Source organism: Delftia lacustris (assembly GCF_040267515.1).
Lineage (GTDB): Bacteria > Pseudomonadota > Gammaproteobacteria > Burkholderiales > Burkholderiaceae_C > Comamonas > Comamonas tsuruhatensis.
On record NZ_CP141274.1, the window covers coordinates 2,590,827 to 2,616,978 of the forward strand.

The 26,152-nt window shown below is 68.1% G+C and carries 22 protein-coding genes and 1 riboswitch; of the genes, 11 read left to right on the forward strand and 11 right to left on the reverse strand.

The window, feature by feature from the left end; translation table 11 throughout:
- Window positions 1-5 precede the first annotated feature (5 nt).
- From U6958_RS13210 to U6958_RS13230, 5 genes are all read right to left on the reverse strand, one after another.
- Window positions 6-905 carry an NAD(P)/FAD-dependent oxidoreductase gene (locus U6958_RS13210; RefSeq protein WP_074924058.1) on the reverse strand — a complete coding sequence of 300 codons (900 nt, stop codon included), beginning with the start codon at window positions 903-905 and terminating at the stop codon, window positions 6-8.
- A complete protein-coding gene (locus tag U6958_RS13215; protein WP_016453247.1) occupies window positions 892-1,377 on the reverse strand; it encodes an Rrf2 family transcriptional regulator in 486 nt (161 codons plus the stop codon). Before U6958_RS13215 ends, U6958_RS13210 begins: the two co-directional genes overlap by 14 nt.
- A gap of 66 nt (window positions 1,378-1,443) precedes the next feature.
- A complete protein-coding gene (locus tag U6958_RS13220; protein WP_074924056.1) occupies window positions 1,444-2,436 on the reverse strand; it encodes a tripartite tricarboxylate transporter substrate-binding protein in 993 nt (330 codons plus the stop codon).
- 47 nt (window positions 2,437-2,483) lie between these two features.
- On the reverse strand, window positions 2,484-3,632 hold the full coding sequence (locus U6958_RS13225; protein WP_016450572.1) for a porin: 1,149 nt from the start codon (window positions 3,630-3,632) through the stop codon (window positions 2,484-2,486).
- A gap of 170 nt (window positions 3,633-3,802) precedes the next feature.
- Entirely contained in the window at window positions 3,803-5,512 is a 1,710-nt protein-coding gene (locus tag U6958_RS13230) for a tannase/feruloyl esterase family alpha/beta hydrolase (RefSeq protein WP_074924053.1), read from the reverse strand.
- Window positions 5,513-5,707: 195 nt separating this feature from the next.
- Between U6958_RS13230 and U6958_RS13235 the strand changes: the two genes are divergently transcribed.
- Window positions 5,708-6,595 carry an amidohydrolase family protein gene (locus U6958_RS13235; protein ID WP_046241907.1) on the forward strand — a complete coding sequence of 296 codons (888 nt, stop codon included), beginning with the start codon at window positions 5,708-5,710 and terminating at the stop codon, window positions 6,593-6,595.
- Window positions 6,596-6,601: 6 nt separating this feature from the next.
- On the opposite strand, the gene U6958_RS13240 is transcribed toward U6958_RS13235, so the two are convergent.
- Window positions 6,602-7,102 (reverse strand): MarR family winged helix-turn-helix transcriptional regulator, encoded by a 501-nt coding sequence (locus U6958_RS13240; RefSeq protein WP_016450569.1) that lies wholly within the window; start codon window positions 7,100-7,102, stop codon window positions 6,602-6,604.
- Between the two features lie 216 nt (window positions 7,103-7,318).
- Between U6958_RS13240 and U6958_RS13245 the strand changes: the two genes are divergently transcribed.
- The 9 genes from U6958_RS13245 (at window position 7,319) to U6958_RS13285 (ending at window position 17,087) form a co-directional block, all read left to right on the forward strand.
- Window positions 7,319-9,148: a CocE/NonD family hydrolase gene (locus U6958_RS13245; protein ID WP_074924050.1), complete on the forward strand. Its 1,830-nt coding sequence runs from the start codon at window positions 7,319-7,321 to the stop codon at window positions 9,146-9,148.
- A gap of 51 nt (window positions 9,149-9,199) precedes the next feature.
- Window positions 9,200-9,826, forward strand: coding sequence for a TetR/AcrR family transcriptional regulator (locus U6958_RS13250; RefSeq protein WP_074924048.1), 627 nt, complete (start codon window positions 9,200-9,202; stop codon window positions 9,824-9,826).
- Window positions 9,823-10,872 carry a DUF418 domain-containing protein gene (locus tag U6958_RS13255; RefSeq protein WP_074924045.1) on the forward strand — a complete coding sequence of 350 codons (1,050 nt, stop codon included), beginning with the start codon at window positions 9,823-9,825 and terminating at the stop codon, window positions 10,870-10,872. The genes U6958_RS13250 and U6958_RS13255 overlap by 4 nt, the downstream gene beginning before the upstream one ends.
- A 60-nt stretch (window positions 10,873-10,932) precedes the next feature.
- A riboswitch (TPP riboswitch) is annotated at window positions 10,933-11,024 on the forward strand.
- Window positions 11,025-11,091: 67 nt separating this feature from the next.
- Window positions 11,092-12,210, forward strand: coding sequence for a hypothetical protein (locus tag U6958_RS13260; RefSeq protein WP_016453240.1), 1,119 nt, complete (start codon window positions 11,092-11,094; stop codon window positions 12,208-12,210).
- A complete protein-coding gene (locus tag U6958_RS13265; RefSeq protein WP_074924042.1) occupies window positions 12,207-13,694 on the forward strand; it encodes an acyl-CoA reductase in 1,488 nt (495 codons plus the stop codon). The genes U6958_RS13260 and U6958_RS13265 overlap by 4 nt, the downstream gene beginning before the upstream one ends.
- Window position 13,695: 1 nt before the next feature.
- Window positions 13,696-14,481, forward strand: a complete 786-nt coding sequence (locus U6958_RS13270; RefSeq protein WP_016450563.1) for an ABC transporter ATP-binding protein — start codon at window positions 13,696-13,698, stop codon at window positions 14,479-14,481.
- Window positions 14,478-15,239: an ABC transporter permease gene (locus tag U6958_RS13275; protein ID WP_016450562.1), complete on the forward strand. Its 762-nt coding sequence runs from the start codon at window positions 14,478-14,480 to the stop codon at window positions 15,237-15,239. The genes U6958_RS13270 and U6958_RS13275 overlap by 4 nt, the downstream gene beginning before the upstream one ends.
- 38 nt (window positions 15,240-15,277) lie before the next feature.
- Complete coding sequence (locus U6958_RS13280; RefSeq protein WP_047473999.1) at window positions 15,278-16,288, forward strand: ABC transporter substrate-binding protein; 1,011 nt, start codon at window positions 15,278-15,280, stop codon at window positions 16,286-16,288.
- A 1-nt stretch (window position 16,289) separates the two neighbouring features.
- Entirely contained in the window at window positions 16,290-17,087 is a 798-nt protein-coding gene (locus U6958_RS13285; RefSeq protein WP_074924039.1) for an SDR family oxidoreductase, read from the forward strand.
- Between the two features lie 7 nt (window positions 17,088-17,094).
- Here U6958_RS13285 and U6958_RS13290 read toward each other — a convergent pair whose 3' ends face one another.
- From U6958_RS13290 to U6958_RS13300, 3 genes are all read right to left on the reverse strand, one after another.
- Window positions 17,095-18,912, reverse strand: a complete 1,818-nt coding sequence (locus U6958_RS13290; protein WP_074924037.1) for a methyl-accepting chemotaxis protein — start codon at window positions 18,910-18,912, stop codon at window positions 17,095-17,097.
- 93 nt (window positions 18,913-19,005) lie between these two features.
- Window positions 19,006-20,412: an AraC family transcriptional regulator gene (locus tag U6958_RS13295; protein WP_350337311.1), complete on the reverse strand. Its 1,407-nt coding sequence runs from the start codon at window positions 20,410-20,412 to the stop codon at window positions 19,006-19,008.
- The gene (locus tag U6958_RS13300) at window positions 20,381-20,731 is read right to left on the reverse strand and encodes a hypothetical protein (protein WP_126312084.1); all 351 of its coding nucleotides are present in this window, start codon (window positions 20,729-20,731) and stop codon (window positions 20,381-20,383) included. Before U6958_RS13300 ends, U6958_RS13295 begins: the two co-directional genes overlap by 32 nt.
- 300 nt (window positions 20,732-21,031) lie before the next feature.
- Here U6958_RS13300 and U6958_RS13305 point away from each other — a divergent pair, with 300 nt between their 5' ends.
- Window positions 21,032-23,890, forward strand: coding sequence for a midcut-by-XrtH protein (locus U6958_RS13305; RefSeq protein WP_074924032.1), 2,859 nt, complete (start codon window positions 21,032-21,034; stop codon window positions 23,888-23,890).
- Window positions 23,891-23,944: 54 nt separating this feature from the next.
- Here U6958_RS13305 and U6958_RS13310 read toward each other — a convergent pair whose 3' ends face one another.
- A complete protein-coding gene (locus U6958_RS13310) occupies window positions 23,945-25,213 on the reverse strand; it encodes a ferritin-like domain-containing protein (RefSeq protein WP_070080984.1) in 1,269 nt (422 codons plus the stop codon).
- Window positions 25,214-25,221: 8 nt separating this feature from the next.
- Window positions 25,222-26,088 carry a phosphate/phosphite/phosphonate ABC transporter substrate-binding protein gene (locus U6958_RS13315; RefSeq protein WP_016450660.1) on the reverse strand — a complete coding sequence of 289 codons (867 nt, stop codon included), beginning with the start codon at window positions 26,086-26,088 and terminating at the stop codon, window positions 25,222-25,224.
- Window positions 26,089-26,152 lie beyond the last annotated feature (64 nt).

Genomic DNA, 26,152 nt, shown 5'->3' on the forward strand with positions numbered 1-26,152 from the left:
GCAGTTCACCATCCCATCATCGACCGGTGCGCGCCAATGCCGGCCATGGCGCCATCGCTCACGGCCATGGCCACGTTGCCGGCCGCGCGGGTCGCGTCGCCACAGGCGAACACGTTGGGGACGCTGGTGGCCTGGCCTTCCGCGACCTTGATGAAGGGACCCATGGGGCCTTCTTCCAGGGCGCAGCCCAGCTGTTCGGCCACGGGGCTGGCGATGCGGGTGCGCGGCTGGGTGAACAGGCCATCCATGACCAGGCGGCGGCCGTCCTGCAGCAGCACGTCGGCCCGGCCTTCCAGGCGGGCGATGGGGGTGGCCTCCACCTGCGTGCCGCGGCGTGCGAAGGTGGCCAGCTCATCGGCACTTGGCGCGTAGGCGCCGTTGAGCAGCAGGGTGGTCTGGCCCCAGTCGGGCAGCATGACGGCGTGGTGATGGGCCAGTGCCGAGCTGGCAATGATGCCGATGCGGCCCGCATTCATCTCGTAGCCGTGGCAGTACGGGCAATGGAAGACGCTGCTGCCCCAGCGCTCGGCCAGTCCCGGCACGGGCGGCAGGCTGTCACGCACGCCCAGCGCCAGGACGAGGCGGGCAGCGCTGATGGCGGTGCCCGCTGCATGGAACTCCAGCCGGCCATCGGGCGCCACGCGGGCGTCTTCGGCCGTGCCGTCCAGCCACTGCACGGTGGGGTAGGCCATCAGCTGCTGCCGGGCCTGGGCGGCGATCTGGGCGGGGGCGACGCCATCCTGGGTGAGAAAGCCGTGCGATGTCTCGCCGGCCTGGTCCACGAAGCGGTTGCGCCGCAGCCCGGCATCGACCACCAGCACCTGGCGGCGCGCACGCGCCAGTTGCAGGGCGGCGGACAGGCCGGCATAGCTGCCGCCGATGATGGCGAAATCAATGTGTTTCATGCTGGTGCTCCTGCAGTTGGTACCAGCCCTGGCCGCCCGCTGCGCGGTGGCGCGCCAGGCGGGCATGGAAGTCCTGGGACAGGGCAGCCAGCGTCACCGAGCCCAGGCGCGCGAGCAGGGCGGCCTCGGCTTGCTGCACCGCGTTGCTCAGCGCTTCGTTCACGGCCTGGGCGACCAGGCATTCGGGCCGGTCTTCCCTGAAGCCCAGCGACACCAGATCAGGGGCGCCCAAGGCTTCATGCACGTCGCGCAGCGTGGTGCGGTCCAGCTCGCAAGACAGCACCCAGCCCCCGCCATGGCCTTTGGCGGAGGTGACAAGGCCTGCATCGCGCAGGCCCGACATCAGCCGGCGCAGCACGACCGGGTTGGTCTGCAGCGCGGCGGCGAGCATGTCGGAGGTGGCAGGTCCATCGCCCTCGGCCATGTGCAGCAGCACATGCAGGACGTCCGAGAATTGGCTGTTCTGTTTCATGCAACATTATTTGTTGCATGAGTGTGGCCTTGTCCCGTGAAGGGGAATGGGCCTGCCGACGACTGATCAGGACTCGCCCGTGAACCCGATCTGCTTGACCAGCGAACTCCAGCGCTCGAACTCGGCCTGCTGGTCGGCGGCCATCTCCTGCTGCGTGCTGCCGCGCGCCAGCAGGCCCAGGGCCGCCAGCCCGTCGATCACGGCCTTGTCCTTGAGCGCGGCGGTGATGGCCGCGTTGGCGTTGGCAATGGTGGCGGCCGGGGTCTTGGCGGGCGCGTAGAACCCGAACCATTCCTCCACCGTGACATCGGGAAAGCCCAGCTCGGTGAAGGTGGGCACCTCGGGCAGGAAGGGCGAGCGCTGCCTGCCCGAGGTGGCCAGCACGCGCAGGCGGCCGGCCTTCAGGTACTGCAGGTAGTCGCCGCTGGGGTTCATGGTGGCCGCGATCTGGCCGCCCACCAGGTCGGTGATGCTGGGCACGGTGCCGCGATAGGGCGCGTGCTTGAGCTCCACGCCCGAGCGCAGGCCCAGCAGCGCGCCCAGCAGGTGCGGCATGGAGCCCGCGCCCGGCGAGCCGAAGCTGGCGCGGTCGGGGTTGGCCTTGGCCCAGGCCAGGAAGTCCTTGAGCGTCTTGACCTCGGCCGGCACGGCGGGGCCCACGGCCAGGCCGTGGTAGATCACGGCGCCAATCGATACGGGCGTTGCGTCTTCGGGCCTGTAGGTCAGCTTGGGGTAGATGTGGGGATAGACCGAGAAGGCCGATACGGGGGCCAGTGCCAGCACGGAACCGTTGGGCGGGGAGTTCTTCAAGGCCTCCACCGCGATGCGGCCTCCGGCGCCGGGCTTGTTCTCCACAAAGCCCGGGCCCTTGCTGTAGGGCGTGCTGCCCAGCCGCTCGGCCACGCGGCGGGCCACGCTGTCGCCCGAGCTGCCGGCCGGAAAGCCGTACATGATCTTGACCTGGTCCAGTGCCTGGGCCAGGGCTTGCAGCGGTGACAGCGAGCCCAGGGCGGCGGCGCTGCCCAGGGCCTGGACGAAATGACGGCGATGCATCTGCATGGGATGTCTCCTGGTGAATATGGGAAAGGCAGGCGGATGGAAGCGGCTCAGAACATGTGGCGGATGCCCACGTTGATGCCGGTCTGCGAGCGTCCCGGCGCGGTGTTGCTGCCCGGCGCGCCGCCGCTGACCGAGACGGTCGCCAGGCGGTCGTTGCGGATGTGGCCGAGCTGCGTGTAGACGGCCGTGCGCTTGGACAGGTTGTAGATGGCGCGTGCCACCAGCAGGTCGGAGTCGTAGCCCGACACGCCGCGGTAGCGCAGCGTGAGCCACTGGGTTTCGAGCACCAGGGCCTCGGTGACCGGGTAGGAGGCGCCCACGTACCACAGGTTGCTGCGTGGCTTGACGGCGTCGCCGTCGTTGTCGCGGCGCAGCAGGCCGCCGCCGATCTTCACGCCGGCCAGCTTGAAGTAGCCGCCCAGGTGCAGGCGCTCGTCATGCTTGGCGCTGGAGTTCATGCCGCCGAACACCGGGTCGGTGGACGAGGCCGGCGTGCGGCCGTTTTGCTGCTCGTAGCCCAGCGCCACGCCCCAGGCCGGTGTGTCGTACTTGGCGTACAGCGACCACTGGCGGCAGGCCTGCGTGTCCGATCCGCTCTCGCCCGGGCAGTTGGTGCCTGCCGGGCTGGGGCCGGCATTGACGGTGTCACGCCCGAAGCTGTAGCCCGCGCCCAGTGCCAGTCCGCCGAAGTTGCCGCGCCAGGCCAGCATGTTGTCGGCGCGCGAGTTGGGAATGTAGGCGTCCAGCGAGCCCATGGCGAAGACGGCCGGGCCGATGATGTCCGAGTCCAGCAGCGACCAGAACAGCATGGAGTTCTGGCGGCCCATGGTCAGGCTGCCCCAGTTGCCGCCCAGGCCCACCCAGCTTTGGCGGCCAAAGCCGCGCCCGCCCTGGTTGAAGGTGCCCTGGTCGGGCGCAAAGCCCGACTCCAGCGTGTAGATGGCCTTGAGGCCGCCGCCCAGGTCCTCGCTGCCGCGCAGGCCCCAGCGCGAGGGCACCATGCTGGTGGTCGATGGCATGCGGCTGAGACCGCCGCCCGCCGCCACATTGTTCAGGTGCTCCACGCCCACATCGACGATGCCGTAGAGCGTGACGCTGGAGGTGCCTTGCGCGAAGGCGCCGAAGCTGGCGCCGGAGCCGGCCAGGGCCAGCACGGCGGTGGCCGCCAGGGTCCGCGGGGATGGGGTGGTTTTCATGGTGATGTCTCCTCTGGTTTGAAAAATCGTTGCCGTCTTGGCGTGGGTGTCCGCGCGCCTTTTCTCGGGCGCAGCGGGGCCCGGCCCCGCCGGGGGCGGGACTGCGGACAAGGGGTGGATGGGGGCGGAGGGGGCGGGCCGTTCAGGCGCCGCCCGCCTTCAGTGCATGGTCAGCGGCAACTGAAGCTGGCAGCGCTTTCCATGTCGCCGCTGCCGTTGTAGCGGGCGGCCAGCGGATGGGGGCACAGCGGCCGGGTGCGCGTGGGCGACCAGTTGGCGGGCAGGTCGGCGTTGGCGCCGCCCGCGTTGCCCGCGCCGCGCGCACTGGCGATCACGCGGTCCGGCGCCTGGCCTTTCTCCACCCAGGCCACGAGGGAGCTGAGCATGTCGAACTGATCGGTGGCCGGGCCGCCGCTGCAGTGGTTCATGCCGGGCACCAGGTACAGGCGGGCGAAGTCGGCGGCGTCGCCATGGTTGCGGCGCAGCGTGTCGTACCACTGCACGGTGTCATCGCTGGAGAAGATGGGGTCGGCCGTGCCGTGGTAAACCATGAGCTTGGCGCCCCGGTTGCGCAGCACGGGCAGCTTGCCGTAGTCGGGCGGCATCATCAGCGACAGGCCGCTTTCCGTGAAGGTGCTGTTGGTCGCCTGCACCTTGGCCAGCATGCTGTCCACGCTGCCGTTGAGGGCGAACTGCGCGTCGTTGAAGCTGGCGGCGCTTTCCGGCGGCGTCTGCCAGATGAAGGCCACGGCACCGGAGTCGCGGCTGATGGGGTTGGAGAATTTCCAGCCGGCCCAGCCGGCCGTATCCAGGCCCGCGTCATACGGGAAGCTGCTGTAGATGCGGCTGCCGCCGCTGGTGGTGGCGCCCTTGAACAGGCCGGCAATGGTGCTCTTTTGCTCGGCGCTGAGGCAGCTGCCGTCGCGCGCGCCGCCGCAGGTGGGCACGTCGCGCGACAGGTCGAAGCTCGCCTGGCAGGCTGCGCCTGCCTGCACCATGCCGTCGGTGGCCCCGTCCAGCGCATCGCACCGGGCCAGCACGGCCTGGCTGACCAGGCGGCGCTCGGCCTGGGTGAAGCCCGTGCCCAGGTCCGAGGCCGTGGTGGCCAGCTTCGCATAGCCCTGGGCGCCGGCAATGTTGGCAATGGCCGCCAGCGGCAGGCGCGTGCCGGGGTTGCCGGCGATGATGCCGTCGTACTGGTCGGCATAGCGCGAGGCCGCCACCATGGCGTGGCGCCCGCCGTTGGAGCAGCCGCCCAGGTAGGAGCGGTCAGGTCCCTTGCCATAGGCCGTCTGCAGCGCGCTGCGCGCCATGGGCGTGAGCTTGCCCACGGCCTGGTAGCCATAGTCCAGCCGCGCCTGCGGGTCCAGGCCGAAGAAGGGACCCAGGCTGCCTGCATGCCCGGCATCGGAGCTGAGCACGGCAAAGCCCATCTGCAGCGCGTTGCCCAGCGGCCCGCCGCCCAGCGCGCCCACGGCCGTGCTCACGACGCCGTCCAGCCCGCCGTTGGCCTGGTAGAAGAAGCGCCCGTTCCAGTCGCGCGGCAGGCGCATCTCGAAGCCCACGGCGTAGTTCTGGCCATCCACGGTGCTGACGCGCTCGTGCATTCGGCCGGTCACGCGGCAGTGCTCGGCAATGGGCTTGCCCGCCACCGCCAGCGTGCCGGCGGCCACGGTCTCGGCGGCGGTGATGCGGGTGTTGGGGAAGGATATTTTCGCGGCCAGGTCCGTGCACGACAGCAGCGTGGCGGGGCGGGCCTCGGCCAGCTGCGCGATGCCGTCGCTCGAGCCGCCGCAGGCCGACAGCAGCAGGGCGGGCAGGGCGGCGGCCAGCGCGGCCGGCAAGGCGCGGGAACGGGTCTTGTGGATCTTTCTGTCCATGTCTGTCTCCTCGGAAGGTGGTGTGAAGCCTCAGCGCGAATCCGTTGCGTGGCAGCCGTTGCCTGCATCTGCATCGCTTTCTGATGGCCGCGATTTTGGTTATATTTAATAACCAATTCAAGCGGCCTTTGCGAATTTCTTATTGGGACTTCCCCTTGATTGCGGGGCAGGCAGCAGGCCGCACAGGAGACAGACATGGACCACGAAAAACTCATTGCCATCGACATCCACACGCACGCCGAGGTGAGCTGCTGGAACCCGTTCGACAACTACGGCGAGGAGTACGACCGCGCCGCCGACAAGTACTTCGGCAACGGCCGGCGCCCGACCATCGCCGAGACCGTGGCCTATTACCGCGAGCGCAACCTGGGCCTGGTGATGTTCACGGTGGACAGCGAATCGCAGCTGGGCCGGCGCCGCATTCCCAACGAGGAGATCGCCGAGGCTGCGCGGGCCAACAGCGACATGATGGTGGCCTTCGCCAGCATCGATCCGCACAAGGGCCGCATGGGCGCGCGCGAGGCGCGGCGGCTGATCGAGGAAGAGGGCGTCAGGGGCTTCAAGTTCCACCCCACGGTGCAGGGCTTCCATCCCTACGACCGCATGGCCTGGCCGATCTACGAGGTGGTGGCCGAGTACCAACTGCCGGCCATCTTCCACACGGGCCACAGCGGCATTGGCAGCGGCATGCGCTGCGGCGGCGGCCTGCGCCTGGCCTACAGCAATCCCATGCACCTGGACGACGTGGCCATCGACTTTCCCGACATGCAGATCGTGATGGCCCACCCCAGCTTTCCCTGGCAGGACGAGGCCCTGTCCGTGGCCCTGCACAAGCCCAATGTCTGGATCGATCTGTCGGGCTGGAGCCCCAAGTACTTTCCCCGGCAGCTGGTGCAGTACGCCAACACCCTGCTCAGGGACCGCGTGCTGTTCGGCAGCGACTATCCCCTGATCACGCCCGAGCGCTGGATGAAGGATTTCCAGGAAGCCGGCTTCAAGCCCGAGGTGATGCCCGGCATCCTCAAGGGCAATGCGGTGCGGCTGCTGGGCTTGGACCGGCCCGCCGCGCAGAAGGCGGACTGAGCGCGCTCAGTTGTAGATCTTCTGCAGCAGCTGGATCAGCGTTTTGCGCTCGGCATCGGTCAGGCGGTAGGTGGCATCCATCTCCAGCTGGGCCGCCGTTCTTTCTGCCTGGGCCGTGAGTTCGGCGCCGGCCGGCGTCAGGTGCACGCCCACGGCGCGGCGGTCTGTGGGATGGGGGCGGCGCTCGATGAGCTTGCGCCGCTCCAGCGCGGCGATCAGGCCCACCAGGTTGGGCGGCATCACGTCCAGCGCCGCGCACAGCTGGCGCGAGGTGATGCCGGGGTTGTGGGACACCAGGGACAGCACGGAGAACTCCACCATCTTGAGATCGTGGGTGGCCATGCGCTCCACGAACACCTCGATGATGGACATCGAGGCACGCCGGGCGTTGTAGCCGACCAGGGTGTGCAGGAAAGAGGCGTCGATGGACGGCCCCGGCGCTGTGGTGCCGGACGGGGCCGTGTTCTCTTCGGACGGAGCGGGCTTGGATGTGCGGGCGCGGGGCATGGGTTCAAGGAACTGAAAATCGAATCATAGTGTGGCGCGCGGCTGCCGTGGTCCGGGGCCTAAGGCCGTGGCGATTGGCCGCGTTCGCCTTCAGCCTGTCTTCAGGCGTGCTTCAGCCCCCCTTCAGCCTGCGCGTGCGCCATGCGCCCGGACGGTCCTACATTGCGGCCTGCCCCCTTGCGGGCATGACTGCATCAGCAACCAGGAGGACCATCCATGATGACTTTTCGCCATTCCCGCGCGTGGCTCGGCGCGGCCGGCATCGCCACCCTTGCCCTGGGCCTTGCGGCCTGCGGCGGGGGCTCTTCGGGCAGCACCAACCCCGGGCCGCGCATCTGGGGCTACATCCAGCTGCCTGACGGCAACAAGATGCGCTATTCGGTGGTCTTTCCCAAGGGGCCGGGGCCTTTTCCCGTGCTGATGGAGTACGACGGCTACGGATCGGGCTCGGTCACGGACCAGACCACCCAGGAATGGACCAAGGAAGGCTATGCCGTGATGGGCCTGAACGTGCCCGGTACGGGCTGCTCCACGGGCGAGAACCAGTGGGCCGACGCCTCCGTGGGCGCGGCCGGGGCGCACGCGGTGGAGTGGGCTGCGCGCCAGGCGTGGTCCACGGGCAAGGTGGGCATGGTGGGCTATTCATACTCGGGCTACGACCAGCTGTGGGTGGCGGCCCAGCGTCCGCCCAGCCTCAAGGCGATCGCGCCTGGCAAGAACGTGGCCGATCCCTACCGCGACGTGGCCTATCCGGGCGGCATCCAGAACATCGGCTTTCCCGCCAATTGGTGGGGGCAGTTCCCCGCGATATGGCGCAAGGCCGCCGAGGACGCCAAGGCGCTGGACGGCGATACCGGATGCGCCCAGGTCGTGGAGGACAACATCCGCAAGATCCAGCGCCCCGACCTGGACATGGCGCGCTGGCTGGACGAGGACCGCTTCTTCGGCGCCCGCTACGCGCGCAAGAGCGCCATGTACACCACGCACCGCATCGACATTCCCACGCTGGGTACCCAGTCCTGGCAGGACGAGCAGGTGGGCACCCGCATGGGCTACTACGAGGACAGCATCGCCCCGGACAAGATGTGGCTGATCAGCTCCAACGGCGACCATCACACCGACAGCGCCCCCTTTATTCGCGAGACCATGAAGCGTTTTTACGCGCGCTTTCTCAAGGGCGAGAGCAACGGCTTCGAGCACACGCCGCGCGTGCTGCTGGCGCAGGAAATGCAGTGGATGAACGGTGGGGGCGACTATGGGCAGCTGCGCCCCTCGGCCGTGGCCAGCTTTGACCGGCTGCCCGTGCGCGTCACGCCCATGACGCTGTGGCTGCAGCCGGGCGGCGGGCTGGGCGATGCGCCCCCGCAGGCCGAGCGCCAATCGGCCAGCTACCGCTACCCGCTGCCGGGCGCCGATGCCAACCATCCCGACGCGGACACCGAGTCCGGCGCGGGCCAATGGATGGCCAGCCCCGCCGGGCAGGGCCTGCTGCGCTTTACCACGGCCCCGCTGCCGCGCGCGCTGAGCTTTTATGGCGAGGCCTCGCTGGACCTGTGGCTCAGCGCCACGGCCGGCGACACCGATGTGCAGGTCACCGTCTCGGAGGTGCGTCCCGACGGCCAGGAGATGTTCGTGCAGCGCGGCTGGCTGCGTGCCTCCATGCGCGCGCTGGACGGCCAGCGCTCCACCGCCTTGCGGCCCTGGGGCGATTTCACCGAGGCCGCCGTGCGCCCGCTGCGCCCCGGCGAGCCCACGCTGATGCGCGTGGAAATCCAGAAATTCGCCCATGTGTTCCGCGCGGGCTCCAGCCTGCGCGTGACCCTGGACACGCCTTCGCAGACCGGGTACTGGGCCTTCGACCATCTGTCCACGCCTTCGACCAACACCGTCTGGCTGGACCGCAGCCGGCCGTCGAAGATCGTGCTGGGCCATATCGCCTATGCCCATGAGCGGCAACTGCCGGACTGCCGGCGCATGCTGCGCCAGCCCTGCAGGCCCAACGAGGAGGCTGTTCCGCCGGGCGTGGGCCCCATGCCGCCGCTGTGACTTCGTGCCCCGGTGTTGACTATGAATGAACGTTCGTTCATCATTCGGGGCATGAAAAAGAAGGAAGACATCAGCGAGCGCAGGGCCCTCATCGTGCAGGCGGCCCTGCAGTGCTTCGTGGAGCGCGGCTTTCACTGCACCAGCATGCGCGACATTGCGCAGGCCGCCTCGGTGAGCCTGGGCAACCTGTACAACCACTTCGACGGCAAGGAGGCCTTGATTGCCGAGGTCGCCACGCAGGAGCAGACCGAGCTGCTGCCCTTGCTTCAGGCGCTGGAGCGGGCCGCAGCCCCTTCGCTGCCGGTGGTGGCGCAATTCCTGGTCGCCTACCAGGCGCTGTGCCGCCAGCGGGAATGGGCCGTGCTCAGCGCCGAGTGCCTGTCCGAGATCGCGCGTTCGCCCGGGCTGGCGCCGGCCTTCGAGGCCAACCGCAGGCGCATGCTCGACGGCCTGGCAGGCTTCATGGAGCGCGGGGCGCAGCAGGGCCTCTTGCGGCCCGCCGTGCCCGTGCGCCTGGCCGCGCAATTGCTGCTGGATGCCGTGGAAAGCGATGCGCTGCGCTTTGCGCTGGCGGTGACGCCGCAAGAAGACGCGGGGGCGGATGAAGGGGTCGATGTGCTGCATCCCGCCTTGCTGTCCTGCCTTCTTGGAGGCGAGGCACAGGGAGACGCGACATGAGGCATGCCACCGGCAGGGGCGCCCGCCTGGCGGGGCTGGACCTGGCGCGCTACCTGGCGCTGGCGGGCATGGTGTTCGTCAACTTCAAGCAGGCCATGCATCCCGCGCTGCAGGAGCCTGGCTGGCTGCTGTCGTTCTTCCATTTCCTGGAGGGCAAGGCCTCGGCCACCTTCGTGGTGCTGGCAGGCCTGGGCCTGGTGCTGGCCACGCGCTCGCTGGAGCCGGCCACGGCGCGCCTCTGGACGCTGCGCCGCGCGCTGTTCCTGCTGGTGGCCGGTGGCATGAACCTGGTGATCTTTCCGGCCGACATCATTCACTACTACGCGGTCTACTTCGTGCTGGCCATCGCCTGGCTGCAGGCCGGCGCAAGGGCGCTGCTGGCCGGCATGGCGGCCGTGGCCGTGCTCTCCGCCTGGGCCTTGCTGCAGCTGGACTACAGCCAGGGCTGGGACTGGGCCAGCCTGTCCTACCAGGGCCTGTGGGAGCCGGCCGGCTTTGCGCGCAACCTGCTGTTCAACGGCTTCCATCCGGTGCTGCCGTGGTTTGCGTTCTTCCTGTGCGGCATGCTGCTGGCGCGCCTGCCGCTGGCCGAGCCGCGCGTGCAATGGGGTCTGGTGGCTGCGGGTGGCGTGATGGTGGGATTGGCCTGCGCCGTCTCGGCGCTTGCGGCCCGCAGCGCTTGGGCTCCCTGGCTGGCCACCGGCCCCATGCCGCCCGGCCCGGCCTACCTGCTGATGGGCCTGGGCTGCGCCAGCATTGCCATAGGCGCCTGCCTGCGGCTGGCCGACCGCTGGCCCGGTGGACCGTGGCGCGGCCTGCTGCCGGCCGGGCGCATGACGCTGACCCTGTACCTGGCACACATCCTCATCGGCATGGGCCTGCTGGAGGCCATGGGCGCGCTGGACGGATCACGCAGCCTGCGCGAAGTGGCCGTGGCCGCCGCGCTGTACGTGATCATCGCCAGCCTGGCCGCCTGGGCCTGGAGCAAGAAGGTGGCGCAGGGGCCCGTGGAATGGGTGATGCGGCGGCTGACGGCACTGGGCTGACGCAGTCTTGCAGGGCGATGGCCCCGGGCCTGCGGCGTTGGCGACCCTGCTGTAAGATAGCCCTCCGCTCCGGGGTGCACGCCAGTGCTGAGATCCACACCCGAGAACTTGAACCGGGTCATTCCGGCGGAAGAAGAGCCTGCACCCCTGCGTGGCCGCCCATGCGCCACGGCCGGGGGAGCCTTCGGAGCATCACGTCCCAGCTCTCGAAGGAATTCCATGGACAAGGCCCGGCCCCAGGCGGCTTCTCTGGTCGCAGACCTGCTTGCATTCATCGCCATGGACGGCTGCACCGACGAGCAGTTCGATGCACTGGCCCTGCGGCTGTTCGCCTACCAATACGAATCGAATGCGCCGTTTCGCAGCTTCTGCCAGCGGCGCGGCGCCACGCTGCGCAATGTGAAGACCTGGAGCGACATTCCCGCCGTGCCCATCGATGCGTTCAAGGCCATGGAGCTGCGCAGCGAGCCGGCCTCGCCCGCGGAGCGCGTGTTCATGACCAGCGGCACCACGGGCCAGGCCAAGGGACTGTCCGCGCGCGGGCGCCACTTCCATCCAGCGCTCGATGTCTACGATGCGTCGATGACGCGCAACTTCGCGCAGCGCTTCATGGCCGGGCACGAGCGCCTGCCCATGGGCATCCTCTTTCCCGACGAGCAGGCCATGCCCAACTCTTCGCTGGCCCACTACCTGGCGCTGGCCAAGACGGAATTCGGCACTCCCGACAGCCGCTACTTCCTCACCCCCGACGGCCTGGACATGCCCGGCCTGTGCGCCGTGCTGGAGGAATCCGAGCGCAGCGGCCGCCCCTATGCGCTGCTGGGCGCCAGCTTCAGCCTGGTGCATGTGATGGACGCGCTGCGCGAGCAGGGCCGCAGCTTTTGCCTGCCGCCGGGCAGCCGCATCCTGGACACGGGCGGCTACAAGGGCCAGTCGCGCGAGTTGCCGCTGGAGGACTTCTACGCCGACCTGTCCCGGCTGCTGGGCGTGCCGCGCAGCCACTGCATCAACATGTACGGCATGACCGAGTTGAGCACGCAGTTCTATGACGACGGCAATGCCACGCTGCCCTCGGTCAAGTCGGGGCCGCACTGGATACGCTCGCGCCTGGTCGAGCCCGTCACCGGCCGCAGCGTGGCGCCCGGCGAGCGCGGCATTCTCGTGCACTGCGACCTGGCCAACTACAACGCGGTCACCACCATCCTCACCGAGGACGTGGGCCTGTGGGCCGGCCATGGCGAGAACAGCGGTTTCCTGTTGCTGGGGCGTGCCGAGGGCGCAGCGGCCAAGGGCTGCTCGCTGGCGGTCGATGAATTCGTGAAGGCCGCTGCTGCATGACCATCGAGCGGATCACGGCCGGCTACCTGCCCGAACTGCCTGGTTTGCGCGAGGACAAGGTGCAGTGGCATGTGCTGCCCTTCGAACGCGGTGGCGTGCGGCTGGAAGTCTCCGTGCCCCTGCTGACCGGCCCGCAGATGCATGCGCTGGCAGCCCATGTGCGCCGTGCCGCCGACCGCCACCTCAGGGCCATGCCCGTGGCCGAGATCATCGACGCCATCGACCGCGCCATCGCCCGCCTGCTGGACCGCAGCGATCCCTATCGGCGCCAGGCCGAGACCTGGCTGCCCGTGGTCAGCGGCTATGACGCCGACATGGTGCGCCTGGGGCTGACGGGCTTCTTCAAGACCTTTCGCGCCGCGCAGCTGCGGCGCTTCGTGGCCGAGGACTTTGCCAACCCGGCCGTGCTCGACGGCTTCCAGCCCGCGCCCAAGGGCGGCGCGGTGCGCGCCTTCGGGCCCGACCTGCTGATGCACAGCTGGGCCGGCAACGTGCCTGCGCTGTCCCTGTGGAGCCTGGTCTGCGGCCTGCTGGTCAAGGCGCCCGCCATTGGCAAGCTGGCCAGCGCCGAGCCGCTGTTCGCTGGCTGGTTCGCACGGCTGCTGGCCGAGGTGCATCCGCCGCTGGCCGATTGCCTGGCCGTGGTGTGGTGGAGCGGTGCGGGGGGTGTGGATGGGGCGGATGGCGCGAATGGAGATGCCGCCGCCGCGCTCCACGCCGAGGCCGACACCGTGCTCGCCTACGGCGGCAACCAGACGCTGCAGGCGCTGCGCCAGCGCCTGCCCGTGACCACGCGCTTTCTGCCGCATGGCCACAAGCTGGGCTTCGGCATGGTGGGCGCCCAGGCGCTGGACACGCTCAAGGCGCCCGCCGTGGCGCGGCTGGCGGCCTGGGACGTGATGCGCTACGACCAGCAGGGCTGCTACTCGCCCCATGTCTTCTACGTGGAGCGCGGTGCCCCCGTGCCGCCGCGTGCCTTTGCCGACTACCTGGCGGCCGAGCTGGCCAACCTGCAGCGGCGCTTTGCGCGCCGGCCGTTGGAGCTGGAGGAGGGCGCCGCCGTGGCCCGCTGGCAGCAGTCCGTGGAATGGTCGGGTGACGAACAGCAACTGCTGGGTCCGGTGGACGCGCCCTGGAGCGTGGCGTACAGCGACAGCCTGCAGCCGCTGGCGCCCACGGCCCTGTACCGCACGATTGCCGTGGTGGGCGTGGACCGCCTGGATGACGCCGTGCCCGTGGTGGCCGCGCAGCGCGACTACCTGCAGACGGCCGGCATTGCCGCCTCGCCCGAGCAGCTGTACCGCCTGGCCGGCCTGCTGGGCGCGGCCGGCGTCACACGCATCAGCGCCATCGGCTCCATGAGCATGCCCGAGGCCGGCTGGCACCATGACGGCCGCTTCAACCTGCTGGACCTGGTGCGCATGACCGAGATAGAGCAATCTGCCGAGGCGGCGGCGCAGCCGTTTGCGCCGTATGCGGACTGACATGGCGAACCTGCAAGAGGGGACGGACGGGGCTGCAACCATGGCGTTTCTCGATGTCGAGCAAGTGGTCTTCACCTACCCGGGCCGCCCGCCCGTGGTGGACGGCGTGGACTGGCGCGTGCAGGCCGGTGAGGTCCACTGCCTGCTGGGCCGCAGCGGCTGCGGCAAGACCACCTTGCTGAAGCTGGCGGCGGGGCTGCTCAGGCCGCAGTCGGGCCGCATCCTGCTGCGCGGCGCCGAGCTGGCCGAGCCCGGCCCGCAGCTGGGCTTCATGTTCCAGGCGCCCACGCTGCTGGAGTGGCATACGGCGCTGGGCAATGTGCTGCTGCCCGTGTCGCTGCAAAGGCGGCCCGCGCCGCAGGACGAGCAACGCGCCCTGGCGCTGCTGCAGCAGCTGGGCCTGGCCAGCCATGCGCAGCGCCATCCGCGCCATCTCTCGGGCGGGCAGCAAAGCCGCGTGGCGCTGGCACGGGCGCTGGTGCTCGATCCGCCGCTGCTGCTGCTGGACGAGCCCTTTGCCGCGCTGGACGCCATCACGCGCGCCGAGCTGCAGGACGACCTGCTGCGCACCTGCCGCGAGCGCGGCACCACGGTGCTCTTCGTCACCCATGACATCAACGAGGCCGTCTACCTGGGCGACCGCATCGCCCTCATGCACGGCGGGCGCATCGTGGCCGATATGGCAGTCGATCTGCCCGCGCCGCGCACCCAGGCCATGCGCCACGGGCCGGCGTTCAACGAACACTGCGCCCGCGTGCGCGCAGCCCTGGACAGGACGGCGGCATGACGGTGTCCTTGTTCCATGCCCGCCTGCTGGCCGCCGCGCTGGCGCTGGTCCTGCTGGGCCTGTGGGAGCTGCTGGTGCGGCAATGGGGCCTGTCCGCCCTGGTGCTGCCGGCGCCCTCGGCCATTGCGGCATCGCTGTGGACGGGGCTGGCCACGGGCTATTTCTGGCCGCACATCTGGGCGACGCTCCAGGCCCTGCTGCTGGGGCTGGCGGCCGGCAGCGCGATCGGCCTGCTGGCGGGCATGGCCCTGGCTGAATCCGAGCTGCTCGAGCGTGTGCTCAAGCCCTACGTGGTGGTCAGCCAGGTCGTGCCCAAGCTGGCGCTGGCGCCGCTGTTCGTGCTGTGGTTCGGCTTCGGCATGCTGCCCACGGTGCTGATCACGGCGCTGATCTGCTTTTTCCCGCTGATGGAAAACACCCTGACCGGCCTGCGCCAGGTCGATGCCCAGCGGCTGCAGCTGTTTCGCATGCTGGGCGCCACGCGGCTGCAGACGCTGCTGCGCCTGAAGCTGCCCACGGGCCTGCCCGCCATTCTTGCGGGCCTGCGCGTGGCCGTGGTGCTGGCCCTGGTCGGCGCCGTGGTGGCCGAATTCATGGGCGCCAGCCGCGGCCTGGGCGCCGTGGTCATCGCCGCCCAGGGAATGATGGACACCACCCTCATGTTCGCCGCCCTGGTGCTGATCGCCGCCATGGGCCTGCTGCTGTACCAGGCCTGCCTGGTGCTGGAGCGCCGGCTGCTGCGCTCGCGCGCCGCCTGACCATCCTGAACACTTCCGCAACCTTTTCCCCAAGCGCCATGCACACACCGCAATCCCCCTTCCTCACCCGCCGCAGCCTGCTGGGCGCCTCTGCCGGTTTTGCCGGCCTGGCGCTGGCCGGCAACTGCCTGGCCGCTCCTGTGCAAGGCAAGATCCGCCTGGCGGGCTGGAGCAAGCCCATCAGCGAGATCACCAACATCCTGGCCGAGCCCGACAAGGGCTTCTTCAAGGCCCAGGGCGTGGAGCTGGCCTACCTGCCCGGCGCGGGTGGCGGCGACGCCATACGCAACATGCTCAGCGGCCAGGCCGATGTGGCCTTCACCGATCCCGGCTCCTTCTTCATGGCGCTGGACAAGGGCGAGAAGCTGGTCGCCATCTACGACATCTACCCGCAGAACGTGTTCAACGTGGTCTCGCTCAAGTCGGCGGGCATCCGCAAGCCGGCGGACCTCAAGGGCAAGAAGATCGGCGTCTACAGCCTGTCCAGCGGCACGCGCCAGAACCTGCTGGTGATGCTGCACCAGGCCGGCCTCAAGGAGTCGGACGTGACCATCGTCGTCACCGGCCTGCTCAACTTCGCGCCGCTGATGCAGGGCCAGGTCGATGCCACGGCCGCCACCGACACCGGCCTGGCCGTGGGCCTGCGCAAAGGCATTGGCGAGGTCGATGTGATGCAGGTGCGCGACCACCTCAACATCTCCAGCGACATGTTCGTGGTGCGCGAGGACACGCTGCGCGACAAGAAGGACTTGCTGCGCGCCTTCCTCAAGGGCTACCGCGACAGCGCCGCCTGGATGATGGCCAACCCTGAGGAGGCCGCCACGCTGGCCGGCAAGCACGCCATCGACGGCACGCGGCGCGACATCAACCTGGACGTGATCCGCCTGCGCAATGCGTCTTCGCAGCCGCTGCAGGCCGGCAAGCCGCTGGGCAGCTTCGACCTGGCCGCCCTGCAAAAGGGCGCCGACGCCTACCGCGCGCTGGGCATGGTGCAAAGGCAGATCAAGGTGTCCGACGTGGTGGACACCAGCCTGCTGCCCGGGGCCTGAGATGGCACAGCCGTCTTCCCTGGGCCTGCAAGGCAAGGTGGTACTGGTCACCGGCGCCGGCCGCGGCATAGGCGCGGCCATTGCCACCGCCTTCGCGCGCGAGGGCGCCACCGTGGTGGTCAACCACCTGTCCAACGATGCCGCCGCCGCGCAGACCGTGGCGGCCTGCCAGGCTGCGGGCAAGCAGGCCGGAGGCGATGCCTGGGCCATCAAGGCCGATGTGGGCTCGCAGCCCGCCGTCCAGGCCATGACCGAGGCCATTGCGCGCGAGGCGGGCGCCATCGACATCGTGGTCAACAACGCCTTCAAACCCTACGCCTTCGACCCCGAGCGCCGCCGCCGCTTCGACGACCTGCAATGGAGCGACTACCAGGCCCAGTACGACGGTGCCGTGGGCGCGGCCTTCAATGTCTGCCGCGCCGTGCTGCCGCAGATGCGCCAGCGTGCGCGGGGCAGCATCGTCAACATCGCCAGCAACCTGGTGGAGCACCCCGTCGTGCCCTACCACGACTACACCACGGCCAAGGCCTCGCTGGTGGCCTTCAGCCGCAACCTGGCCAGCGAGCTGGGGCCCGTGGGCATACGCGTCAACTGCGTGGCGCCAGGCCTGGTCTATCCCACGCAGGGCACCCAGGACACGCGCGAGTCCTTCCGCGAATCGCTGATGGCCGCCACGCCGCTGCGCCGCCTGGCAAGCCCCGAAGACGTGGCGGGGCCGGTGCTGTTCCTGGCCTCGGCACTGAGCGGCTTCATGACGGGACAGGTACTGTTCGTCGATGGCGGCCTGGTGATGCGCTGAGCCTGTTCTAGAACTGCTCCCACTCATCGGTCTCGGCCATCTCGGCCATTCCGGCCGCCGTGGCGCGGCGGGGTGTTGCTGCCTTGGCGGGCAGCGCCACAGGCGCGCTGGAGGCCGCAGCCGCTGCCGCGCGCAAGGGCTTGGCGGGGCGGGGAACGGCAGGGGCCAGCGCGGGAGACGGCCTGGCGGTCTGTGCACGCGCCGGCACGGCCGCTGCCACTGTCGTGGACTTGGACAGGGCGGCCTGGGGGCGGGTCGCGTTCTCATCCAGCCGGAACACGCTGACCAGTTGCACCAGTTGCGCGGCCTGCTTGTTCAGGCTGTCGGCAGCAGCGGCAGACTCTTCCACCAGGGAAGCGTTTTGCTGCGTCACCTGGTCGAGCTGCTGCACCGCGTCGCTGACCTGGGTCACGCCCTGGGACTGCTCCTGCGTGGCGGCACCGATGTCGGAGATCAGTTCGGCCACGCGGTGTGTCTGGGTGACGATGTCGTTCATGGTGCTGCCGGCTTCGGCCACCTGGCGGGAGCCGGCGGCGACCTTGCCCACGCTCTCGCTGATCAGGCCCTTGATCTCCTTGGCCGCATTGGCGCAGCGCTGGGCCAGGGAGCGCACCTCCGAGGCGACCACCGCAAAGCCCTTGCCCTGTTCCCCGGCACGCGCGGCCTCCACGGCGGCATTGAGCGCGAGGATGTTGGTCTGGAAGGCGATGGCGTCGATCACGCCGATGATTTCCCCGATCTTGCGCGAGCTGTGCGTGATGTCCTCCATGGTGCTGACCACGCCATGCACCACCTCGCCGCCGTGCACGGCCGTGGCGCTGGCCGACTGGGCCAGGCCCGAGGCACTGCGCACCGTGTCCACGTTCTGCTGAATGGTGGCGGTCATCTGCTCCATGGAGGCGGCCGTCTCCTCCAGGTTGGCGGCCTGCTCCTCCGTGCGAGCGCTCAGGTCGGCGTTGCCCGAGGCGATCTGGCTGGCGCCCGTGGCAATCGATTCGCTGCTGTGGCGCACCTGGCTGACGATGCCGGCCAGGCTGGCGCGCATGGCCTCCAGGCTGGCCAGCAGGCTGGTGGTATCGCCCCGGCGCAGCTGCACGTTCACCGCCAGGTTGCCCTTGGCCACTTCCTGCGTGACCTGGGCCGCGTAGGCCGGCTCGCCACCGAGCAGGCCCTTGATGCGGCGGGTGATGGCCCAGGCCACCAGCGCACCCAGCAACAGCGAGGCCAGGGCCAGCGACAGCATCTGCCGGCCGGCGGCCAGCGATTTGCCTTCGGTGGCCTGGGCCGTTTCCGTGGCACGCACCTGCTGGTGGGCCAGCATGTCGTTGATGGCGGCAAAGAACGCGTCCTGCTGCCTGCGGAACTCTCCGCTGCTGCCCAGCATGGCCGAGACGGTGGGCAGGTCATGCCGCATGGCCGCGGCCATGAACTGGTCCAGCAGCGGCAGGTAGGCGGTGCGCGCATTCCTCATGCGGTCGTACAGGGCGATGCCCTGCGGCGTGGTCAGTCCCTCGCGGAACTGCTCCATGAGCTGGCCTATCTTCTGGCGCTGCGTGTCCAGCGTGGCCTTGGCCAGGGCCTTTTCCGCAGGGTCTTCGATCAGCGCCAGACTGCGCACGCCGCGGAAGATGAACTCCACCGAGCTCTTGACCTCCACCAGCCTGAGCAGGCTGGTGATGCGCGTGTCGGCCAGGTAGGAGACATCGTCCGAGGCCTGGATCAGCCGCGCTCGGCCCAGCAGCGCAATCGACAGCGCGATGAGGATGAGAACCGAGAAACCCAGACCCAGCATGGAGCCCGTTTTCATATTCTTCAGATATTTCATGCGTCTTCCTTTGCGTCCTACTTTGCGTGTTGCTTCGGGTGATCGGTAGGGCCTGAATACACGACCGTCATATGCATTCCAGGATTTTTCAAATCACGTCAGCCGGTGGTGCCGAACCCAGGCCGATGGCGGTATCCCATAATGGCCGGAAAAATCCCTGGAAAATGTGGAGAGGGAGGAATATCCAAGCCGGGAGGAAATCTGTCCTATGCTTTGATCCGTGGTCAGCAAGGATTCCGCAGCCAGGTGGATACGGCTTTGTCTTATATATTCACCAATGCTGCATGATCGGCTATGGCGAAATGAAACTTCCAGCGTGCGGCGGCTGACGCGGCAATGGTCGGCAATGGACTGCACCAGCAGTTTCTTGTCCAGGTTGTCTTCTATGTATTGAAGGGCGCGTTTCACATAGGCAGGTTCCAGGTCATGCAACCGCGCCTCGTCCATGGCCGTGAATCGTGATTTCTCCAGATAAGGACTGATGGCCATGCTCTTGAGTCGCATGATGTTCAGCGCCTTCAGCGTGGACAGTGCGCCCGCGAAATCGCCCTGCGTTTCCTGTATGTGGTACTCATAGACCAGCGCATTGCGGTACAGGCCCTCCAACTGGTAGGTCTGCGCCGTGGACTTGGCCAGTACGGCGGCCTGCAGCGCCTGTCCGTACTGGCGCTTGCTGCAATGCACCAGCGCACTGCTGAGCCAGGCCCAGCCTGCAATGGGCGGGTTCTTGGCCTGGTAGTGGATGCCGATGCGCTCAATGGCGCGGACCACGGCGGCAGCCTCGCGCCGGCCCGACTCCAACCCCTTGAGCGACAGCCGCAGCAGCTCGCTGTACGGCCAGGCCAGGCCCGCTGGCAGCTGGCGGCCCACATTCCCCAGCAGGTCCTGCAAGGCAGCGCTGTCGGGCGCAGCGGCACCCAGCTGGACCAGGCCTGAATCGGGCGGCGGCCCGCACCACAGGTCCTGGTGGTTTTTATAAAGAAAGACCTTCCAGAGGATTTGCGCCCTGGCCCAGGTGATCAGGGCGGGCAGCCAGGGGCTGTCTCCGGGCGCCATTTGCGCAAAATCATGGTCCTTGCCTTCGATCAATTGCAGGGCGGTATCGAGCTCGCCCAGCCGGCCATGCGCCAGCGCCAGCACATAGGTGGCGCGCACCAGGGCCTCGGGCGGCAGCAGCGCGGGATTGGCCATGGCCGCCGTGGCCAGTGAAATGGCATTGCGCTCCTCACCCAGCTGGCAATGGATGAAGGCCGCTGCGATGCGCGACGACACCGCGCGGTCAGGCATGCGGTGCAATTCGAAAATCGCCTGCGCTTCCTGAATATGCCTGAGTACCAATGATGGATATATCGGCGGCTCCGGCCATTTGCAGGCCTGCAGCAATTGCTCGGCCCGGCTGATTTTATTGTTTCCCTGATCAGTACGCTGGTGATGGTCGGATATTATTCTCCACAATCTGGATGCGCTCTCATCTGGGTGGCCGTGGATGTTGTGCGTCAAAAGATGGATTGAGTAAGAATTCTTGCATGAAAAAATCAATGATCCTGCTCGATTGATGCATTTTCATGATGAATGCATCTGTGGGATGGCGCAGGCCTGTCCCATGGGAAACACTGATTGACTGGAGGAATCTTACAGGCTGAATAAACAATTGTTTACATTTGGAAAAGCTTTCTCTTGTCAGATTGCGCAGGCGTTTGTCTTTTTGCGAAACTTTCTCCGGCTCCATTGACTTAATTCGCTGATGCGGCTCGGTTTTTCTGATGGGAAAAATCACAAAGGCCCGCGAGAAAATCCCTGGGTTTTCTAGGGTTGTCACAAGTCGAGTGATATGCGGCCCGCATGTGGGCGGGGTGGGTCTGGGCCGGTACCTGCCAGGCAAGGGCGGGCGGTCGGACGAGCTGGGCGCATTGGAGGGGTCGTGCGGCCTTCGAGCGGCCCTTGCCAGAGCCGGTGCCCGCTGGCCAATTACCTGCTTTCAGGGATATGCGCTGCGCAGGCCGTCGTCTAAAGTAAGAAATTGTCAGCAGCGCAGTCATTTGTGGCCTGCCTGAAGGCAGTGGCGGGGACCGCTCCCCGCCTGTTCGGATCTTCGGATCTTTTCTTCCAGGCCAGACCCATGCTGCAACTTTTCCAATTCCTTGCCCGTGGCACGGGGCTCGCACAGGCGTTGGGCGCCTTGGCCGTGGCCTGTGCCGTGCCGGCAGCCCAGGCCCAGAGCATCACTGCGGCACCGCTGGCAGCCGTGGCGCCGGCGGCGATTCCTGTGGACCACCCTGGCGCTCTTGCGCTGCTGGCGTTGGCCTTGGGGGCCTGCCTTGTGCGGGGTGTGCAAAAAGGGCGGATCTCCCTGGTCGGCCTGCGTGCCTGGGCCATGGGCGGTGCTGTTGTCATGACCGCAGCCACGGCGGTCTGGGGCGAGCGGGTGCAGGCCCAGATTCAGGAATTGCAGGAAGCCTTCAACCAGGCCGCAGGCGAGACGCTCACCGTTCCCGTGCAGACGACAGCGGTGGGTGCCGATGGCGCACCGCAGGGATTCCTGCCCGTGGTCTACCGCAACCAGACATCGCTACGGCTGAAAATCACCGGTATCACGGACCCTGTGTGGAACACCTGCTTTCCGCTGGGCGTGCCGGGCACGATTCCCACGACGGCCGCGCGTCCCGGCAGCGCCTGCGCGGTCGGCGCCACGCTGGAGGCGGGCGGCTCCTGCTGGGTGGACGTGGCGCAGCTGTGCGCCAACGCGGCGGCCGCCGCGCACGGCAGCCATCCCAGCGTGCTTGCGCCCGACAGCGTGCAGGTGGACACGGCTGGGCAGCGCACGGGCAATGTGCTGTCCAACGATTCCGATGCCGATGGGGTGCTCGTGGTCGCCAGCTTCACCTATGAAGGCCAGACCGTGGCGGCCGGCAGCTCCCGGAACGTGGCGGGGCGCGGGACCTTCGCGCTGCAGGCAGACGGCAGCTTCACTTTCCAGGCGGATGCGAACTACAGCGGCGGCCATCCGCTGGGCATCGGTTACACCGTGCAGACCGGCGCGTCCAGCACGCTGAGTGTTTTCGTGAACCGGGTGCCCGTGGCCGGCAACGATACGGCCACCACCGATGCCGATACATCCGTCACCATCGCCGTGCGCGGGAACGACAGCGATGCGGATGGGGACAGCCTGACCGTTTCCGGCATCACCCAGGGCGCCCACGGTTCCGTGGTCGTGGATGCCGTCACGGGCAATCCGGTCTACACGCCGAACGCCAACTTCACCGGCAGCGACAGCTTCACCTACACCATTGGCGACGGCAGGGGCGGTTCTGCCACGGCCAGCGTGTCGGTGACGGTTGCTGCTGCGCCCTCCGGCAATCAACCGCCAGTGTCTGTCTCCGATGCGATAGTGGTGGCCGAGGGCGCTGTGGCCACGGTCCTTGCCAGCGGTGCAACCAGCGTGCTGGCCAACGACACGGACCCTGACGGCAATCCGCTCGTCGCGGTGCTGGTGACGGGTCCGGCGAACGGGGCCCTGACGCTGAGCGGCAATGGCACCTTCACCTATATCCACAACGGCAGCGAGACGGTTTCCGACAGCTTTGCCTACCGTGCCAGCGATGGGCTGGCCTTGGGAAACATCGTCACCGTTTCCATCACGGTCACTTCCGTGAACGATGCACCGGTTGCCGTGGCAGATCAATGGATGGTTGCCACGGACATCCCGCGGAGCATCGGCTTTGCCACGCTGCTGGCCAATGACACGGACGCCGACGGCGACAGCCTGACCATCACACTGGCTCATTCGCCGATCAATGGCAGCCTTGCATCGCAGGCGGGCGGGGTGCTGTTCACGCCCGCGGCAGGCTACGAAGGACCGGCCAGCTTTCTCTACGACGTCAGCGATGGGCGCGGCGGTACCAGTATCGGCACGGTCAATCTGTCGGTTGGAGCGGCCAGCGCTTCTTCGGTCGTTGTCCTGAAGTCCCTGCTGGGCATCGCACACGGCACAGGCGGGACCAGCGTCAGGTTTCCGATAACCACGAAGCTGGTGGATACGGATGGCTCGGAAACCCTGTCGATCAGGATCAGTGGACTGCCCACCAATCTGTCCTTCAATGCGGGTACGAACCTGGGTGGTGGTGTCTGGCAGTTCACCGAAGCCGACCTGCCCAATCTCATCCTGAATCTGCCTGGCAGCTACACCACGAACGCCACCAATCTCACGGTCCAGGTCACGGCGACGGAGGTGAGCGGCGGCTTCACGGCATCGACATCCACCGTGGTCACGCTCAAGGCCTCATATACGACCGTGGATATCACCACGACCGAGAGCGGCAACCATACGGGCAACTCGGCCAACGAATACATCACCGGTGGCAACGGCGCCAACACCATCAACGCCGGCAGCGGAAACAACATCGTTTTCGGGGGCGCTGGCGACGACAACCTGTCGGCGGACTCGGGCTCCGATGTGCTGATGGGCGGCAGCGGCAACGACACCCTCAACGCGGGATCGGGCACGGACCGGCTGATCGGAGGCTCCGGCGACGACCTGTTGATAGGCGGCGATGCGGGCGAGAACTTTGTGGATGTCTTTGTCTGGTTGCTGGGAGATCAGGGGGCGGCGGGAACGCCGGCCTTGGACCGAATCCAGAACTTCTCCACGGCGGCAGCGGGAACCAACGGCGCAGGCGGTGATGTACTGGACCTGCGCGACCTGCTGCAGGGTGAATCCGCAGGCCCCAGCAATGCCGCAGGCAACCTGGCCAACTACCTGCACTTCGAGATCACGGGAGGTGATACCTGGGTCCATGTCAGCCACACGGGCGGCTTCGGTGCGGACTCCCATGCGGTGGGTGCAAGCTATTCGGCATCGGCCGAGACCCAGCAGATCATCCTGGAAGGCGTGAATCTGCAGACGCTGTATTCCGGTGCCGCCACGGATCAGCAGATCATCACGCAGCTGCTGAACAACAGCAAATTGATCGTGGATTGACCGGCGCCGGTCCTATGGCCACCGGGCACCGCGCACCGGGTCCGTTTCTCGTGCCTACATGAAATTGCGCGTATGCAGCGAAGCCAGCCGCTCCGCATGCCCACGCTCGAACCCCAGCCGCAGCAGCTTGGAAAACCGGCCGTCTGCCATGTCGCGCATGAGCTGCTGCACGCGGGCGGCGCCACGGGCCAGGGCCTCGGGAGTGAGGGTGCCGGCCGCGATGAGGATCAGGGCGTCGAAGACTTCCTCGTTCAGCCCCGAGGTGCCGGCCAGGTTGTCGAAGCGCTGCTCCACGGCCTGGGCCAGCTGGTGCTGGAAGCCGGGCTCGTGCTGCAGGCGGTACAGCAGGTGGGACATGCCCAGGGCCACATGGCGCGCCTCGTCGCGCGCGGCCAGGCGGCAGATCTGGCGTGTGAGGGGGTCGGGCGCCTCGGTCTGCAGGAACTGCAGCAGGTGCACGAAGGTGCCTTCGCCCAGCACCGACAGCAAAAAGCCCGCTACGGAAAAATCCGTCTCGTCCAGCAGGCTCTTGAGCGAGGCCTGGCCACCCGCCGTGGACAGCGCGGGCTCGCGGCCATGGCGGCGGATGCGGCGCGTGAAGACATCGATGTGCCGCGCCTCGTCGGCCACCTGGATGGCCAGCGCAGCCTGCAGTTCGCGGTAGTGCGGGTGCAACTGGCCGAGGAAGCGCGCAGGCACCAGCAGGGCCGCGTTCTCGTTCTCCACCATGTAGGTCATGAGCTGGACGATGGCGTCCTCCACGGGCGCGGGCAGCTCGGGTGCGTCGTTCCAGTCGATATCGGTGTCGGCATTCCACTGCGCGGCCACGGCCTGGGCGTAGAGGTCGGAGGCGCTGTCGGTCCAGACCTGCAGCTTGTCGCTGAGCCGGAAATGGAAGGCCGGCGCGCCGGCTTCCACCTGCGCGCCACGCGCGGCCAGGCCCCAGAAAGGCTGGGCCTGCGCGGCCACGGCACCGTCGCCCGAGCGCGCATCGCTGCGGCCCGTCTGCGCCGCGCCGCGCCAGCGCCCGGCCTGGGCGCCGCCGCGCGCCACGATGGCCATGGCCTGTGCTGCATCCACGCCATCCTCCCAGCGCAGGCCATGGCCCTGGTCGCTGCACCAGCCCGACAGTTGGGCCTGCCAGCCCGGCGCGCTGCCGGTCACGCGCAGCTGCCCCCCCACGGGCAGGGCGGCCAGCGCGTGCTTGACCAGCAGATGGGCGCCGGCATCGAAGCCCAGACCCTGCAGGTCGATGACAGGCAGGGTGGAGGCGGGCTGGGTGGAGGCGGGCAGGGCGCCGCTGTCGGAATCAGGCATGGCTATGGCGCGTATCAGTAACGGTAGTCCTGCACGGTGATGCGGCCTTCGGCGTCGTAGAAGGCCTCGTCCGTCACCGCGCGCTCCAGCAGGCCGTAGCCCGTGCCGCGGCCCGGGTGCCAGACCTTCAGGCCTTCCAGCTCCAGCAGCGGGCGCACTGCCGCGTCGTCCCAGGACATGGCCAGCAGGATGTCGCGGAAGGCGGCGGCACGCCCGGCATCGATGTGCGGGCCGGCCGTCATGTTGCAGTGGTCGAAGGCGCCCGAGGTGGCCAGCACGCGCGTGCCGCCGGCCGGCAGCGTGCCTTCGCGCGCAAAGGCCAGGTAGTTCTTGCCCACCATCCATGAAGCCTGTATCTCGCCGGCCACCATGGCGGCGGCGGCCAGGCGCTCGCCGCCGATGTGGTCGCCATGCTTGCCGCCCAGCACGTCAAAGCGGCGTGCCGTGTAGTCGCGCCCGGCCACCAGCCCTTGCTGGCGCAGATGGTCCAGCGGGATCAGCGTGGCCTGGGGCGAATCCACGGCACCGAAGCCCACGGTCTTGCCGCGCAGGTCCTGCACGCTCTGGATGGGGCTGTCTGCGGGAACGACCAGCAGCGAATGCAGGTCCAGGTCGGTATCGCGCATGGCGATGGACTCCACGCGCAGGCCGCGCGCGCGGGCCATGCGGTCGGCGCGCACAAAGGCCAGCGGCGAGTTCCAGGCCAGGTGCACATCGCCTGCCATCAACGCCTCGGTCAGCGACTCGTAGTTGGAATAGAGAACGTAGTCGAAGTAGTAGCCGCGCTCGATGAAATACGCCTTGAAGCCTTCCCAGATGGTGATCACCTTGGGGGCGTAGGCCACGGCGCCGAGCTTGATCACGGGGGCGGTTGTCGTCATGCGGAAGTCCTTTGCTGGATGGGGGAGGAGGGGTGAAGCGATCGACGGGTTCTGCCGTTCAGGC